Below are 13696 nucleotides of genomic sequence, written 5' to 3' on the forward strand. Positions count from 1 at the left end.
TCATGTTTCCTCCACCGGGATCAGCAGCGGGCGTTCCGGCCAGACCAGGTCGTTCGGCGGGATCGCGTGGTCGGTGCAGGGCGGCTGCCGCACGCCGTCCACGGTGAGCGAGAGCCCGGACACGGCCAGCACGCCGTCCACGGCCAGCAGCCGGCGCACCAGCGGGGTGTGCCGCACGGCCCCGCCGAACGGCCAGCCGCCGCCGTTCTCGCCGCCCCGCAGCGGGTCGAGGTAGGCGGTCACGGCGTCGGCGGCGCTGGCCAGCACCGCGGCGCGGTCCCGGTCCCGGTCGAGCACGACCCGCGCCTCCACGGCGACCCGGCGGAACGCGGCGGGGCCGGCGACCACGGTGACGCCGGCGGGCGCGGCCTCGCGGGCCAGGTAGTCCGACACCGCGCGCAGGGTGGCCGCGGCGGGCACCGGCGGCTCGCCCGCGGCCCCGCCCGAGCCCTCGACCGGCGGCACGACCAGCACGCCCACCACGCCGGGGATGGGCCTGCCCGGCAGGCCGGGGTGGAGGCCGGGCACACCGTGCGCGCGGGCGACCGAGGCGCCGGGCGCGCGGACGGCCAGCAGGCCGTAGTCCGACGGCGCGACGGCGCGGCCCCGGGAGCGCAGCTCGCCCACGCCGCGCCGCATCGCCTCGGCGTCCGGCTCGGCGTCGGTCCCGCCGGTGGCGGGGAACGGGTTGTTCACGCCGGTGACGAACGGCAGCGCGGTGACGACGCCGTTGATCGCGCCGGCCGCCACCGCGCCCGCCCGGCCGCCGCCGACGCGGTAGCGGACGGCGCGCACGTTGCGGAAGCCGGGCGGCACGGGCGCGCCGTTGACGCCGTCGCCGAACGTGACCTCGCCGGTCGCGTGGTCGATGACGAACACCCGGTCGTCCGGCCCGTACGCGGCCAGGCTCGCGACCTCCCGCCAGCGGGCGGCGGAGGCGCGGGTGGTGCCGAACAGGTCGGCGCCGGGGTCGTCGTCCACCTCGATCACCACGCTGCCGGCGAGGATCGGCACCTGGCTGAGCCGCATCCGGCGGCGGGCCGCCTGGCGGGGGTCCCTGACGGGTTCGAGCGGCTCGTCGAGGATCGTGCGGGCGGCGGTGGCGGCGACCATGTTCAGCCGCAGCCCGGTGACGAGCGGCGGCGCGACGGTGAACGTGCCGTGCGCGACCTGCAGCCGCAGCCAGCGCAGCGCCGGTCCCGGCCGGGCGACCGGCGGGCTGCCGGCGGCCCAGGTGCGGGGCAGCCGCAGCTCCACGGTGCCGGCGGCGCGCAGCCCGCCGGTCTCGTCCCGCACGACCTCGGCGGGGCGGAACCGGCCGCCGTCCAGCACGTCCCAGCGCAGGAGCGGCTGCGGCGGCAGGGGCGGCGGCGCGAGCCCGCCGGACTCGGCGGGGGCGGGCGGCGCGGCGGCGACGACGAAGCCCAGCGACAAGGAGGGGAACGGGTTCGCGGCGCCGGCCAGGCCGATCCAGAGAGCGTCGCCGGGCTGGGGGTCCGCGCCGAACGGCGGGAAGGGACGGCCGGGCCCGTTGGGGCCGAGCGGGACCGGTTCGAGCGCGCCGCCGCGCTGCACGGCGATCGCCGCGAGCGTGGCGGGCGTGGCGTACAGGTCACGGTCGGTCTCGTAGACGAGCTGGCCGTCGGGTCCGGCCGCGGCGGCCTGGAAGCCGGCGGGGACGAGGACCGAGGCGCCGTCCGGCGGCGTCACGGTGAACTCCAGCAGCGCGGCCGCCGCGGTGGCGGGCCTGCGCCGCACGCCGGCGGTGCCGAGGTGCTCGGCCAGCACCTTCTCGGGCAGCCGGTTGACCCGGGCGAGCACGGGCTCGGCCTGGCTGCCGAAGAGGCGGACGAGCGCGACGCCGGCGTCCTGCCGGTCCGGGTTGGTCCAGTCGGGGGTGTAGCCGGGGATGCGGTCGCGTACGGCGGCGCGGACCGCCTCCCGCGTGGCGTCCACCAGCTCCGGCTGCACGCCGGACGGCCCCGGCCCGGGCACGACGCGGCCTTCCTCCTCCGAGTCGCGTGCCCACCACACGTCTCCGGTCATGTCAGCCCCTCCCCCGGTTCGACGTCGGGCACGATCCGGGTACGGATCTCCCGCACCGCGGGCAGCTCGCCGGGCCGCAGGTCCAGGTCGCCGCAGGAGGCGGCGGGCGCGTCGCCGTCGAGGCCGATGGCGACGGCCGCGACGTGCGCGAGGCCGCCGAGCGCCCGCTGCGCGGCCCGCAGCAGCGCGGACGGCCGCAGCGCCGCGCCGAACGGCCAGCCGGCGCCGTCGTCGCCGCCCGCCAGCGGGTCCAGGTAGCGGCGCAGCGCCTGGCCGGCCAGCGCGGAGACGCGCGCCCGGTCGGCGGGGCGGCCGGACAGGTCGACGCGCAGCCGGACGGGCCGGTAGGCGGGGGCGCGCACGAACACCTCGGCCGTCAGCAGCCGCGCGGCCGCGAGCCGGTCGGCGACCGCGCACAGCATGCCGGGATCCGGCCTCGGCTCCGGCACCTGCCCGCCGCCCGCGGTGTCGCGGGGTGCGTCGGGGACGATGTGCACGGTGACCGCGCCGGGCACCCGCGCGCACGGGAAGCCCGGGTGCTCGCCCGGCGCCGCGTACGCCCGGCCGACCGGGACGCCGGGCGTCGTGACGGCCAGGGTGACGTAGTCCTCGGCGGTGACGGCCCGGGTCACCTCGCCCAGCGTGCCCGCCGCGCGGCCGCGCGCCTCGGCCACGGTCTCCGGGTCCGCGCCGCCCGCGGCCTGCACCAGGTTCGCGCCGCGCACGGCCACCGGACCCTCGGCGGGACGGGCTCCGGGCACGACCTCGGCGTCCGCGACGGGCAGCCAGTTCCCGGTGAGCCCGCCGTTGCCGTCCCTGCCGCCGCCGACCGTGTACTCGACCCGCACCTCGTCCCCGCCGGGGCGCGGGATGCGCCCGGTGAGCCCGTCGCCGAAGACGAGCGCGCCGCCGGCCCGGTCGAGGAGGAAGATCCGGTCGCGGGAGCCGCCGAACGCGAAGTCCGCCGCCGGCTCCCACGTCTCCCCGGCCAGCCGGAGCGTCGCGCCGAGCAGCCGGCCGGCGGCGTCCGGCAGCGCCAGCCGCTGGCCGGGCAGCTTCAGCCACGCGGCGAGCTGGTCCGCCAGCTCGGCCCCGGTCACCGTGCGATGTTCGAGGTGCCGGGCGGCGCCGGCGTTGACCGCGAGCTGGAGCAGCCGCGGCGGCGCCGCGAACGTGGCCGCCGGAGTGGACACCAGCACGCCGCGGTCGCGCGTGGTCCACCCGCCGGGCGGGTGCAGCCGGACCACGCCGGAGCGCCGCAGCCCGCCGGTGCCGTCCTCGACCTCGGCGAACGTGCCCGAGACGTCGGTGCCCGGCCGGAACCACGACCAGGTCAGCGCGGCGGGCGGCGGCACGTCCGGCACCGCGGACGGCGACCAGGACGGGGGCAGCGGCGTGTCCAGCTCGACGAGCAGCGACAGCGGGCCGGGCGCCGGGTGCGCGCCGGCGAGCGGCAGCGTGAACCGCGCGGCGGCGGCCGAGCCGTCGGCCGCCAGCAGCGGGACCCCGCGCCGCGCGAGCAGGTCCGCCGTGCGGTCGCGGTCGGTGCCCACCGTGACGTCCCCGTCGAGCGGGAGGACCGCGACGTCGCTGTCGAGGGTGAACCTGATCCGCCCGGCCGGGTCCCGCGACATGACGGTCCCTGCGGGGACGAGCGTGGGGCGGGGCCCGTCGGCGGTCAGCCGCAGCACGGTGGCCGCCGGCCGCGCGGGCCGTGGCGGGTCGAGGCCGAGCAGCCGCAGGATCGCGACGACGAGCTCGTCCGGCGCCTGGTCGAGCCAGTAGAGCCGCTGCTCCAGCAGGTACGCGAGCAGCTCCAGCAGCGTGACGCCCGGATCGGCGGGCGAGTGCAGCGTCCACGCGCCGTCCGACTCGGCCGGGATGCGGCGGCGGATGGCCGCCATCATGTCGGCCCAGGTGAGGTCGTCGAGCCGGGGCGCGGGCAGCGTCATGGCGTGCTCCCCGTCAGGCCCAGGTAGAACGGGAACACCAGGTTCGTCTTGGTGTTGGTCCTGCGGATGCGGTATTCGACGGTGACCGTGACGCGGAACTCGTCGGCCGGGTCGGCCTCGGCGCGGACGGCGTCCAGCTCGACCCTGGGCTCGTGGGCGCGCACGGCGTCGGCGACCGAGCGCTCCAGGTCGCGCAGGTTCTGCACGCTGCCGGGCGCGAAGACCGACTCCTGCGCCCGCGTGCCGAAGTCGGGGCGCATGACGCGCTCGCCCGTGCCGGTGAGCAGCAGCGCGCGCAGGCAGTGCTCGATGCTCTGCTCGCCGTCGGCGTACCCGAGCCGTCCGGCCTCGTCGGGCAGGATCGGGAAGCGCCAGCCGGTGCCGAGAAACGGTTCGCTCATTCGACCTTCACCTTCGACGACAGGGTGTTCCCGGGCAGTTGCGGCACCGGCGGGCCGGTGGGCGAGCCAGACGCGGCGGAGACGTGGGTGTGCGCGTCGAACGCCGCCTTGAGCGCCTCGCCGAGCACGGCGCTCTGGGCGGCCCCGCCGCCGAGGTCGACGGCGTCCGCCTCGACGATCACCTTGCGCGCCTTGAGCCTGATCTCGCCGGTGGCCGTCACGGTCACGTCGCCGCCCTCGGCGGTGGTGATGCGGATCTCCTTGGCGGCGTCGTCGAACACGACCTCGTGCCCGGCCCGCGTACGGATGACCTTCCGGTCCCGCCCGCCGGTCCGCGCGGCCGGCGGCTTGTCCACGCCGTTGTAGAGCCCGCCCAGGACGATCGGGAAGCGCATGTCCCCGTGCACGAACGCGACCAGCACCTCGTCGCCCTTCTCGGGGACGAACACCGAGCCGTAGCCGTTGCCCGCGTAGAGCTGGCCGACCCGGCACCACTCGGTGACGGTCGAGCCGCCGTCGAACCAGGGGAACGTGACCTTGACGCGGCCCTCGTCGTCGCCCTCGTTCTCCACCACGATCGCCTCGACGACGCCGTAGAAGCGGCGGTCGGTGCTGCGGGCGCGGGGCATGGCGCGCGGCGGCATCACACGCCTCCCTGGTGGATCCGGCGGCCGGTGAACGTGGTGAAGAAGCCGCTGCCGCCGAGGGTGTGCTCGACGCGCTTGACGAAGTAGGTGCCGGAGAAGCGCCGGCCCAGGCCGAAGATCTCCAGGTTGTCGCCGGGCCGCAGCTCCGGCAGCCCGGCCACCCGCCCGGTCGCGGTGATGAACTCGTACGACCGCTCCCGCAGCAGCGCGATGGCCAGCTCGCGGGCCTCCTGCTGGCTGGTGACGGGGGCGTCGACCAGCACCTCCTGGCGCCCGCCCGCCGCGCTGTCGGCCGCCTGCGGGCCGTTCTCCCCGCCGGCGCTGTTCTGCCCGGCGGGCAGGTTCTCGGCGGTCGCGGTGAACGCCAGCTCCTGCTTGGTACGCGGGTCCCAGCCGCGCACGGTGAGCTTGCTGACCTGCTGCGACACCGTGAGCGTCGGGGTGAAGTCGAGCAGGTTGGGCACCAGGCCCTCGGGCAGCGCGGCCGGCCCGGTGGTGAGCCCCGGCTGGTAGGTCAGCCGGAACAGCCGGATGGGGCGGCCGTCCCTGCCGTCGGTGGGCTTGATGAAGTACAGCGTCTCCTCGCCGGTGTCGGGGTCGGGCAGGATGAAGCAGTCGAAGTCGAGCCGCTTGGCCCGCTCCATCAGGAAGCTCGCGTCGTCCTGGTTCTTCTGCACCACCAGGTCGTGCACGGGCCCCTCGCGGGTGGTGACGACGCGCAGCTTGTTGCGCCGGGCGATCTTCTCGGCGATCTGCCAGTCGGCCATCCGGGGGAAGACCTTGTCCTCCTCCTTGGTGGGCTTGCGGTCCTTGAGCTTCAGCATTCCGTCCACGCCGCTGATCGAGACGGTCGGCGAGGCGCCGTCGGGGAACTTGGGCGCCAGCGTGCTGATGGTGCCGGTCGCGACGGTCAGCAGCCGGTCGGCGTAGCCGAGCCGGACCGACACCCGGGAGCCGAGCCGGAACTGGCGCGAGTCGCTGTGCTTGAACCGCAGGTTGACGTCGTCCCAGTTGTTCAGCTCCAGGTCGAAGCCGGACATCTCGTCGAGGTCGCGGTGCACCTTGATGTCGAGGATGTCGTTCTTGGTGGTCGGGTCGGCCTCGACGCCCTCGATCACCACCTCGAACTCGGGGGCGTACCGGTCGGGGTCGGCGATCTGCGGCTCGGCGGCGGGCAGGGTCATCGCGGCGCCCCTCTCACGGCAGCCGGGGCACGGTGAGCACCCGCCCCGGCCGCAGGTCGCGTGGATCGGTGATGCCGTTGGCGCGCGCCAGCTCCCGCCAGGCGTCGGGCCTGCGGTAGACCGCGGCGGAGATGCTCGACAGCGTGTCGCCGCGGCGCACCACGTAGCTCTTCTCCACCGTCGGCGAGGAGCGCGGCGGGTCGGAGACCTGCTGGGCCGCGGGCCGGAACTCCTTGAGCGTGATGTCGAGCTGCGCCCGCAGCGGCACCCCGTCCTTGCCGAACAGCACGTAGTTGACGTCGAGCTTCTCCAGCACGCCGGTGAAGACGGCCTCGTCCCAGACGAACCGCACGACGGGCGGGGCGTGCTCCCTGCTGTCGGGCCGCATCAGGTTGCGGACGGCGTCGACGTAGGCGGTGCGCACGTTGTCGAGGGTGTCGGAGGTGTCGACCAGCGCCTGCACGCTGAGCGTCTCGCTGCCGCCGCGGACGTACTGGATCGGCGGCGTCTCCAGCCCCGGGATGGTGATCTCGGCGAAGGTGTTGCTCTTGCTCAGCTTGTAGTCGGTCGGGTTGAAGCGCAGCGGGATGCGCCGCCGCCGCTCGTCGGCGATCACCGGACGGATGATCTCCAGGCGGGCCAGGGCGCCCTGGCCGGCGAAGGACACGGGGGTGACGCTCACCAGCCGCCCTCCGTGTCAGCGAGCCGGCGCTCCTGCTCCGAGCGCTTGTGGCGGGCGCACTCTTGCTCGTACAGCCGCGCCCACGCCTGGATGTGCTTGTTGAACAGGCGGGTGAACACGGCGCCCTCGTCGCCGTCCACCTGGAACCGCACCTCGAGGTTGTGGATGATCAGGTTCTTGGGCACGCTCTCTCCTACAGGACGTTGGTCAGTCCCTCGTGGGCGATCTCCAGTGACTCGATCGCGACCGCGTTCTGCTCCGCGTGCAGGTCCGGGCCGCTCCACTTGGCGGCCAGGCCGCCGTGGAAGGCCCACGCCATCGCGGGCAGGCCGGCGTTGTCGAGCACGATCACCGCGCCGTCGCGCCGGGCGCCCAGCGAGTCGGCCAGGCCGGTCCGGTACCAGGACCACAGCAGGCGGTCGCGCACCACGCCGCGTTTCAGCGTGATCCGGTTCCACGAGTGGCGCAGCGGAAGCTGGTGCGTCGAGTCGTTGCGGCCGCCCTCGGCGTAGCTGACGACCTCCAGCTGCCCGCCCAGCCCGGTGACCTCCTGGAAGGCGCCGGCGGCGACCAGCGGCAGCAGCAGCGCCTGGGCGGGCGGCAGGTAGGCGTCGCCCGGGTCGAGGGTGACGATGAAGCGGTACTTGGGCAGCGGCTCGGTCAGGTCGAGCAGGCGCTCGATCGGCGTGCTCATGACTCGATCACCTCCAGCCCGCGGTCCTGGCCGAGCACGAGGCGCAGCCGGATGAACTCCATCGGCACGGCGGGCGCGACCTCGACCTCGCACACCAGGAGCCCGGGGTCCTGTTCCTGCGGGTTGTTCGTCTCGTCGCACACCACCCGGAACGCCTGCTCCGGCCGGGCGCCGGCGAGCGCCCCGGTGCGGAAGGTCTCCAGCAGCACCGAGGTGATCGCGCGGACCAGGGTCAGCCGCAGCTCGGGGCTGTTGACGTCGAACACCAGCGGGCCGGCGACCCGGCGGATCGCGCGGACCAGCAGGTGCAGCAGCCGGCGGTGCGCGACGTAGCGCCGGCGCGGGTCGCCGGACAGCGTCCGCCCGCCCCAGACCACCAGGCCGCGCCCGCGCACGCAGCGCACGAGGTCCACGTTCGCCTCGAAGAGGCGGACCTGCTGCGGCTGCGGGTAGTCGATCTCCAGGTCCACCGCGTCGAGCAGGGTGGCGTTGGCGGGGGTGTGGTGGGCGCCGCGCTCGCCGTCCAGCCGGGCGACCAGCCCGGCGACGTGCCCGGAGGCCGGCACCGTGCGCAGCCCGGAGGGCGGGCCGGAGACCGGCGCGTGACCCGCGGCGTGACCCGTGGGTTGCGCCGGGTCCGGGCCGGTTCCGGCCGGTTCGGGCGCGCGCAGCGGCGGGTGGTACACCGCGGCGGCGGCGAGCAGCGCGTCGCCGCCGAGGTTTCGCAGCGAGCGCACCCAGGCGAGCGCGTCGTCGGCGGAGGCCGCCGCCGGCGGCACGTCCAGCAGGGCCAGCCGGTCGAGCAGCGGCGCGCACGTGGCCAGCAGCGTGCCCACCAGCTCGGCGTGGTCGGCGCCGGTCAGGTCCGCGCCCAGGTCCGGCAGCGCGACCAGGGCCGGCTCCGGCAGCTCGGCCTGCGCCGCCACGGCGGCGGCGTACTCGGCCCGGCCGGGCGGCGCGTCGGCGCCGCCGGTGAGCGTCAGGTCCCACGCCATCGAGATCGGCGCGCCGGCCGGGATCGGCCCGCCCGGCTCGTCCTCGCCGGCGGGCACCAGCCGGACCAGCCGGGACGCGGCCAGCCGGGCGGCCAGCTCGTCCGGCGCCAGGCCGGCGAAGATCTCCGCCGGCTCGCCCGGCACGAGCACCCGCACGCTGATCGCGGGCGGCCCGGCGATGCTGCTGGCCTGGTAGCGCAGCGCGACCCGGCCGCCGTTCGCCCAGGCGCCGGGGCTCGTGGCCACGACCCGCCAGCCGGCCGTCCACTCCGCGCCGGCGGTCGCGGCGGGCCCGGAGACCCGCAGCACCCACGCGGTGCGGCCGCCGTTCTCGAAGAACCCGCGCAGCGCGTACGGCAGGGCGGCGGCGCCGTCCGGGGCGCCGAACGCGCCGGTGACGTCGTTCCAGCTCTCGACCCGCACCGGGACGCCGACCGGCCCGCGCCGGGCCCGGCCGAGGAACGCCGCCACGTCCGTGCGCAGCGGCTCGGTGCCGGAGCCGGCGCGCTCGACGGTGAGGGAGACGCCGGGAAGCGCCGCGCTGGTCATCTCCATGGCCTCACGCGTCGATCAGGAGGCTCTCGACGGCCAGGACGAGCGTCTCCATGGCGATCTCGTTCTTGGTCGCGTTGAAGGACGGGCCGGTGTACTTCGTGGGCCAGGCCCGGTCGAAGTTCCAGCGCATGACCTCCTGGCGGTTCTCGTCCAGCATGACGATCGAGCCGGAGGTGCGGCGGACCCGGCCGTTGAGGGCCTCGTTGATCCAGTTCCAGAAGCCGACGTGGCCGGTGACGCCCCGCTTGAACGTCAGCGCGCTCGGGAACTTCTTCAGCCCCACCAGCTTCCTGACCGTGATGTCCTCGCTGCCGGTGCGGTACTCGATCACCGGCAGTTCCACGTCCAGCCCGCTGGCCTCGGTGAAGGACCCGCTCACCGCCACGCCGTCGTCGCTGACGTTGGTCACGATGACCAGGAAGTTATATGCGGCGTACGGGTCTTCCCGCGTCACAGGTGGCATTTCCGTTGCCTCTCAGTCGGTTCAGGCGAGGGTCTCGCGGGTCTTCTGCTGGATCCGGAAGATCACGAACTCCGCGGGGAAGACCGGCGCGACGCCGATCACGCAGATGAGCCGGCCGTTCGCGATGTCGTCGTCGGTCATCGTGGAGCGGTCGCAGGTGACGAAGAACGCCTCGTCGGCGGTCGCGCCGGCGAGCGCGCCGCTGCGCCAGACGGTGGTGAGGAAGTTGCGGACGGTCTGCCGGACCAGCGCCCACAGCGGCTCGTCGTTCGGCTCGAACACGACCCACTGGGTGCCCTCGTCGATCGACTCCTCGATGAACAGGAAGAGCCGGCGGACGTTGACGTACTTCCAGGAGGTGTCGGAGGAGAGCGTGCGCGCGCCCCACACGCGCTGGCCGAGCCCGGGGAAGAAGCGCAGCGCGTTGATGCCCTTGGGGTTGAGCAGGTCCTGGTGCCGTTTGGTGACGTCCTGGGCGATGCCGTCGGTCAGGCGGATGCCGCGGATGACCACGTTCGCCGGGGCCTTGTGCACGCCCCGCTCGTTGTCGACGCGGGCGTAGATGCCGGCCAGGTGGCCGGAGGGCGGCACCTCGACGAACCGGTTGGTGGCGGGGTCGACGGCGACCAGCCACGGGTAGTACAGGGCGGCGTACTTGGTGTCGAACGGCTCGCGGAACGCCTGGATGCCCTCGATGTCCAGCCCGTCCTGCGGGTCGAGGATGGCGAAGCGGTCCTTGAGCTGCTCGCAGTGGGTGATGAGCGCCGACTCGACGGTCCCCGACCAGACGCCGGGCACGGCGCAGATCGCGATCTCGTCGATGTCCTCCAGCGCCACGATCCCGGTGCGCCTGCCGCTGCCGCCGTCGGCGCCGACGAAGTCCCCGACGTTCAGCGCGTCGTAGCCGTCGGACCCGCCCTCCAGCGCCAGCGCGGAGCCGCGCGCCGGGGTGGGGAACAGGGTGAGATCGTCGAGCCTGCCGCGGACCGTGGCCCGCACCAGTTGCGAGCGGCTCGCCAGGGTGGCGGCCAGGCTGGAGGGGGAGTCGCCGCTGAGGCGCAGGTTGCTGAACGTCTCGGTGACCGAGCCGCCGCCCGGGTCGTCGAAGCCGGCGTCCACCCGGCCCTCGACCAGGTAGAGCCGGTCGTTCTCGAAGACGTCGGCCGGCGTGTCGGAGGTGAAGGTGACCTCGTCGCCGGAGAGGGAGCGGACGTACAGGGTGGTGAGCCGGTCGCCGGTGTCGAGCTGGACGACCGCGTCGGGGTAGAGCCGGTTCACGCCGGCGACGCGCAGCCGGGGCGTCGCGCCCGCCGGGTTGGCGCGGCGCAGCCGGCGCACGGCCAGGCCGGCGGGCCAGGCGGCGTGCTCGGCGTCGCCGAGGGTCAGCGTGGCCGGGCCGTCGGCCGGCCGGTCCGCCGCCGTCACCTCGAACCGCCGCTCGCCGATCAGGATCCAGAACGGCGTCTCCAGCCCCTCGGGGATCGCGGCCACCTGGACGGTGGGGCTGTCCTCGTCGGCGGGCGCGGCCAGCCGGGTGACGAACAGCTCGCCCTCGTCCGCGCCGGGCAGCACCTGGAGCGTCGCGCCGACCATCGGCGTGAGGCTGACCCTGATCCCCCTGCCCCAGGTGCCGGGGCTGGCGGCGGCGAACTCCACGGTGGCGTCGCCGGCGCGCTGCCCGACCTGGACGTAGTCGCCGCGCGAGACCTTCACTTCGGCCGCCAGCGGGGTGCCGAGCCGGATCCTGCGGGTGGCGGCGTCGTAGCCGGTGATCGTCGCGGTGCTGATCTCGACGTCGTCGCCGCCGCGGATGACGCTGACGGTGTCGGCGCCGGTGAAGCCGATCAGGTGGGCCAGCTCCAGCGACTCGGCGCCGGCCGGCGCGTCGCGGGCGATCGGGCTGATGAGGCCCTGGCCGAGGGTGCCGGAGGCGGGCAGCGCGCCGGCGCTGACGACCCGCTTGACGTACAGGCGCCGGCCGCCGTTGTCGAAGAAGCCCTTGACCGCCAGGGGGAACAGCCACCAGCGGCCGCCCTCGGACGGGTTGTCGGCCCAGGCGTCGCGCACGGTCGGGTCCGGCTCGGGGAGGAAGCCGCCGAAGGTCGTCTGGAACTCCAGGAAGTTCGTGACCAGCTTGGGCTTGCCGGTGGTCGGGCCGCGCTGGGTGACGCCGACCATGCCCGCCGTGCTGGTGCTCACCCCCGCGATCGGCCGTGGACCGGCGTCGACCTCCTCGATGTAGACGCCGGGGCTCAGATACTCGGGCATGGCTCTGGCTCCTTCACTCTCACTGCTCGCTGTGATGGCCGGACCCTGCGAGCAGGTCCGCCGAGATCTCGATGACGTGCCGGCGGTCGCGTTCGGCCGGCAGCCGGATGTCCAGTGACCCGGTGCGGCCCGGCCGCTCCGTGGCCTGGAGGTGGAACGCCTGTCCGGCGGGCGGCCCGGTCACCCGCTCGCCCTCCCACCGCAGGGCCAGGCGGAACGCGCCGCGCGGGTCGGTCAGGGTGCGTTCGAGCCAGGCCACGCCGTCCCTGCTCGTCCTGCCCCGCGCCTCGATCAGCGCGTTGGCCACCGGTGCGCGGGTGCCCGCGTCGATCGCGACGCCGTGGACGGTGCGCACGCCGGGCGCGTACGGGAAGGCGACGCCCGGCAGCAGCCGCACCAGTCTGGGCTCGCCCGGCCACGCGGGCGGGCGCGTGTCGTCGTACGGGGGCGCGAGGAACTCGACCCCCGTCACCGACGCGTCGAACGGCTCGCCGTCGGCCGGGTACAGCGCCTGGTAGCCGATGGCCTCGAACCTGACCCGGTAGCGCTCGGGCGCCGCGCCGGGCCCGCGCCGCCGGCCCAGCTCGGGGTAGGCGATCGCGGCGCTCGGGGTGCGCACCGCCTGCGTGTCCTGCGGCGTCCAGGCGTTCTCGGCGGGGTCGAAGCGGTCCAGCCGCGTCGCCACGCCGGCGGCCCGCACGCGCTGGGCGAACTCGTCGAACGGCACGAACCACGCCGGGCTGTGCAGGACGGAGGTCTCGACGGGATAGAACCGGGTCATGGCACGGGCGTCCCGTCGATCGTGCGGCTGCGCACCAGCCGCAGGTCCGACACGTCGAGGGAGTCCAGGTTGACGACCCGGACCTCGTAGTTGAGCGACAGCCGGTACGGCTTCTGGATCGCGTACCAGATCCAGGACTTCTGGTCGAGCGTCAGCGGGGTCAGCGTGAACTGCAGCGTGTCCGTCGTCCCCGCGAGGCTGCCCGTCAGCTCCTCGCCGCCCCAGATCGCGTCGTCGTAGAAGACCTGGAGGGCGCGGCCGATCATCTGGTGCTGCGTCTCCTGGTTCCCGCCCCAGGGCGTGATCAGGTAGCGCAGCAGCAGCGCCATCGGCGGTTTGCGGGTGGTGGGCGCGGCCGGCGGCAGGGAGCGGACCGGCGGCCGGTTGCGCGACGTCGGGTCCTCGGCGACCTCGTACAGGAACACCGTGAGCTTCGCCTGGTCGACCTGCACCGGCTCGGACAGGTCGTTCAGCTCGGCGGTCACCGGCCCGGGACGCACGTCCGCCAGCGCCCGCCGCAGCCGGTCGACAATGATCGTCGACACGTCGGCGACGACCCCGAAGTCCCCCATGTGACTCCTCCCGTTGCCCCGCCGGGTCGAAATCCGCTCCGGCGTGCGTCCCGCAGGATGACAGGGCCGGCGTGGCGGGCCCGCCTTCCGGCCGTCGCGGCGGCGTCACGGGCGCGTTCCCGCCGTGTGGCGTTGACGGGCGCGCACACGCGGTGGCGACGCGGCGGTGACAGGTGTCCGCGCATCCTGCCCTCGTGGAACCATCAGAGGAACGCGCCGGCAGCATGGTCCTGCGTGCATGGCTGGAGGGCGGGCAGCCGGACTGCCTGCGGGTGCGCATCCTCTCGTCGATCGGCCCCGATCAGGCGCCCCCGCTCGCGGTGTCCACTCCCGAAGCCGTGCACGAGGCCGTGCAGAGCTGGCTGGAACAGTTGCTGATCAGGCCCGATGACGTTCCCGTGACGCCCGGTTGACACCTCACGGCCGATAATTCCCCGTAACATTTGGCGCCGAGTT

14 protein-coding genes are annotated in these 13696 nt (G+C 74.9%); 1 reads left to right on the top strand and 13 read right to left on the bottom strand.

Going from position 1 to position 13696, the window contains the following annotated elements:
- Genes IO39_RS15420 through IO39_RS15480 form a run of 13 tightly spaced genes read right to left on the bottom strand, consistent with a single transcriptional unit; the run spans nucleotide 1 to nucleotide 13240 of the window.
- Complete coding sequence (locus IO39_RS15420) at nucleotides 1-2046, bottom strand: putative baseplate assembly protein (RefSeq protein ID WP_043622489.1); 2046 nt, start codon at nucleotides 2044-2046, stop codon at nucleotides 1-3.
- A complete protein-coding gene (locus tag IO39_RS15425; protein WP_043622492.1) occupies nucleotides 2043-3998 on the bottom strand; it encodes a baseplate J/gp47 family protein in 1956 nt (651 codons plus the stop codon). The genes IO39_RS15420 and IO39_RS15425 overlap by 4 nt, the downstream gene beginning before the upstream one ends.
- Complete coding sequence (locus IO39_RS15430; RefSeq protein ID WP_043622495.1) at nucleotides 3995-4399, bottom strand: GPW/gp25 family protein; 405 nt, start codon at nucleotides 4397-4399, stop codon at nucleotides 3995-3997. Before IO39_RS15430 ends, IO39_RS15425 begins: the two co-directional genes overlap by 4 nt.
- Nucleotides 4396-5043 carry a phage baseplate assembly protein V gene (locus IO39_RS15435; protein ID WP_043622498.1) on the bottom strand — a complete coding sequence of 216 codons (648 nt, stop codon included), beginning with the start codon at nucleotides 5041-5043 and terminating at the stop codon, nucleotides 4396-4398. The genes IO39_RS15430 and IO39_RS15435 overlap by 4 nt, the downstream gene beginning before the upstream one ends.
- Nucleotides 5043-6230, bottom strand: a complete 1188-nt coding sequence (locus IO39_RS15440; protein ID WP_043622501.1) for a phage late control D family protein — start codon at nucleotides 6228-6230, stop codon at nucleotides 5043-5045. The genes IO39_RS15435 and IO39_RS15440 overlap by 1 nt, the downstream gene beginning before the upstream one ends.
- Before the next feature lie 13 nt (nucleotides 6231-6243).
- A complete protein-coding gene (locus IO39_RS15445) occupies nucleotides 6244-6912 on the bottom strand; it encodes a CIS tube protein (protein ID WP_043622503.1) in 669 nt (222 codons plus the stop codon).
- Nucleotides 6909-7097 (bottom strand): putative phage tail protein, encoded by a 189-nt coding sequence (locus IO39_RS15450; protein ID WP_043622506.1) that lies wholly within the window; start codon nucleotides 7095-7097, stop codon nucleotides 6909-6911. Before IO39_RS15450 ends, IO39_RS15445 begins: the two co-directional genes overlap by 4 nt.
- A gap of 8 nt (nucleotides 7098-7105) precedes the next feature.
- Complete coding sequence (locus IO39_RS15455; RefSeq protein ID WP_211267025.1) at nucleotides 7106-7606, bottom strand: phage tail protein; 501 nt, start codon at nucleotides 7604-7606, stop codon at nucleotides 7106-7108.
- Nucleotides 7603-9156, bottom strand: coding sequence for a phage tail sheath subtilisin-like domain-containing protein (locus IO39_RS15460; protein ID WP_211267026.1), 1554 nt, complete (start codon nucleotides 9154-9156; stop codon nucleotides 7603-7605). Before IO39_RS15460 ends, IO39_RS15455 begins: the two co-directional genes overlap by 4 nt.
- A gap of 4 nt (nucleotides 9157-9160) precedes the next feature.
- On the bottom strand, nucleotides 9161-9610 hold the full coding sequence (locus tag IO39_RS15465; RefSeq protein WP_211267027.1) for a phage tail protein: 450 nt from the start codon (nucleotides 9608-9610) through the stop codon (nucleotides 9161-9163).
- Nucleotides 9611-9640: 30 nt separating this feature from the next.
- A complete protein-coding gene (locus IO39_RS15470; protein WP_043622512.1) occupies nucleotides 9641-11887 on the bottom strand; it encodes a phage tail sheath C-terminal domain-containing protein in 2247 nt (748 codons plus the stop codon).
- A gap of 19 nt (nucleotides 11888-11906) precedes the next feature.
- Nucleotides 11907-12668, bottom strand: a complete 762-nt coding sequence (locus IO39_RS15475; protein ID WP_052422935.1) for a hypothetical protein — start codon at nucleotides 12666-12668, stop codon at nucleotides 11907-11909.
- A complete protein-coding gene (locus tag IO39_RS15480; RefSeq protein ID WP_043622515.1) occupies nucleotides 12665-13240 on the bottom strand; it encodes a Pvc16 family protein in 576 nt (191 codons plus the stop codon). The genes IO39_RS15475 and IO39_RS15480 overlap by 4 nt, the downstream gene beginning before the upstream one ends.
- Nucleotides 13241-13434: 194 nt before the next feature.
- On the opposite strand from IO39_RS15480, the gene IO39_RS15485 reads away from it, so the two are divergent.
- Entirely contained in the window at nucleotides 13435-13653 is a 219-nt protein-coding gene (locus IO39_RS15485) for a hypothetical protein (RefSeq protein WP_043622518.1), read from the top strand.
- The last annotated feature ends 43 nt before the right edge of the window (nucleotides 13654-13696 follow it).

The sequence above is a fragment of the Nonomuraea candida genome (assembly GCF_000725485.1).
GTDB lineage: Bacteria > Actinomycetota > Actinomycetes > Streptosporangiales > Streptosporangiaceae > Nonomuraea > Nonomuraea candida.

What these genes read in the sequence shown, in the direction of transcription:
- IO39_RS15430 (WP_043622495.1), bottom strand. Translation starts at nt 4,399, where the DNA reads ATGAGCGAACCGTTTCTCGGCACCGGCTGGCGCTTCCCGATCCTGCCC.
- IO39_RS15420 (WP_043622489.1), bottom strand. Translation starts at nt 2,046, where the DNA reads ATGACCGGAGACGTGTGGTGGGCACGCGACTCGGAGGAGGAAGGCCGC.
- IO39_RS15470 (WP_043622512.1), bottom strand. Translation starts at nt 11,887, where the DNA reads ATGCCCGAGTATCTGAGCCCCGGCGTCTACATCGAGGAGGTCGACGCC.
- IO39_RS15425 (WP_043622492.1), bottom strand. Translation starts at nt 3,998, where the DNA reads ATGACGCTGCCCGCGCCCCGGCTCGACGACCTCACCTGGGCCGACATG.
- IO39_RS15440 (WP_043622501.1), bottom strand. Translation starts at nt 6,230, where the DNA reads ATGACCCTGCCCGCCGCCGAGCCGCAGATCGCCGACCCCGACCGGTAC.
- IO39_RS15455 (WP_211267025.1), bottom strand. Translation starts at nt 7,606, where the DNA reads ATGAGCACGCCGATCGAGCGCCTGCTCGACCTGACCGAGCCGCTGCCC.
- IO39_RS15460 (WP_211267026.1), bottom strand. Translation starts at nt 9,156, where the DNA reads ATGGAGATGACCAGCGCGGCGCTTCCCGGCGTCTCCCTCACCGTCGAG.
- IO39_RS15475 (WP_052422935.1), bottom strand. Translation starts at nt 12,668, where the DNA reads ATGACCCGGTTCTATCCCGTCGAGACCTCCGTCCTGCACAGCCCGGCG.
- IO39_RS15480 (WP_043622515.1), bottom strand. Translation starts at nt 13,240, where the DNA reads ATGGGGGACTTCGGGGTCGTCGCCGACGTGTCGACGATCATTGTCGAC.
- IO39_RS15435 (WP_043622498.1), bottom strand. Translation starts at nt 5,043, where the DNA reads ATGCCGCCGCGCGCCATGCCCCGCGCCCGCAGCACCGACCGCCGCTTC.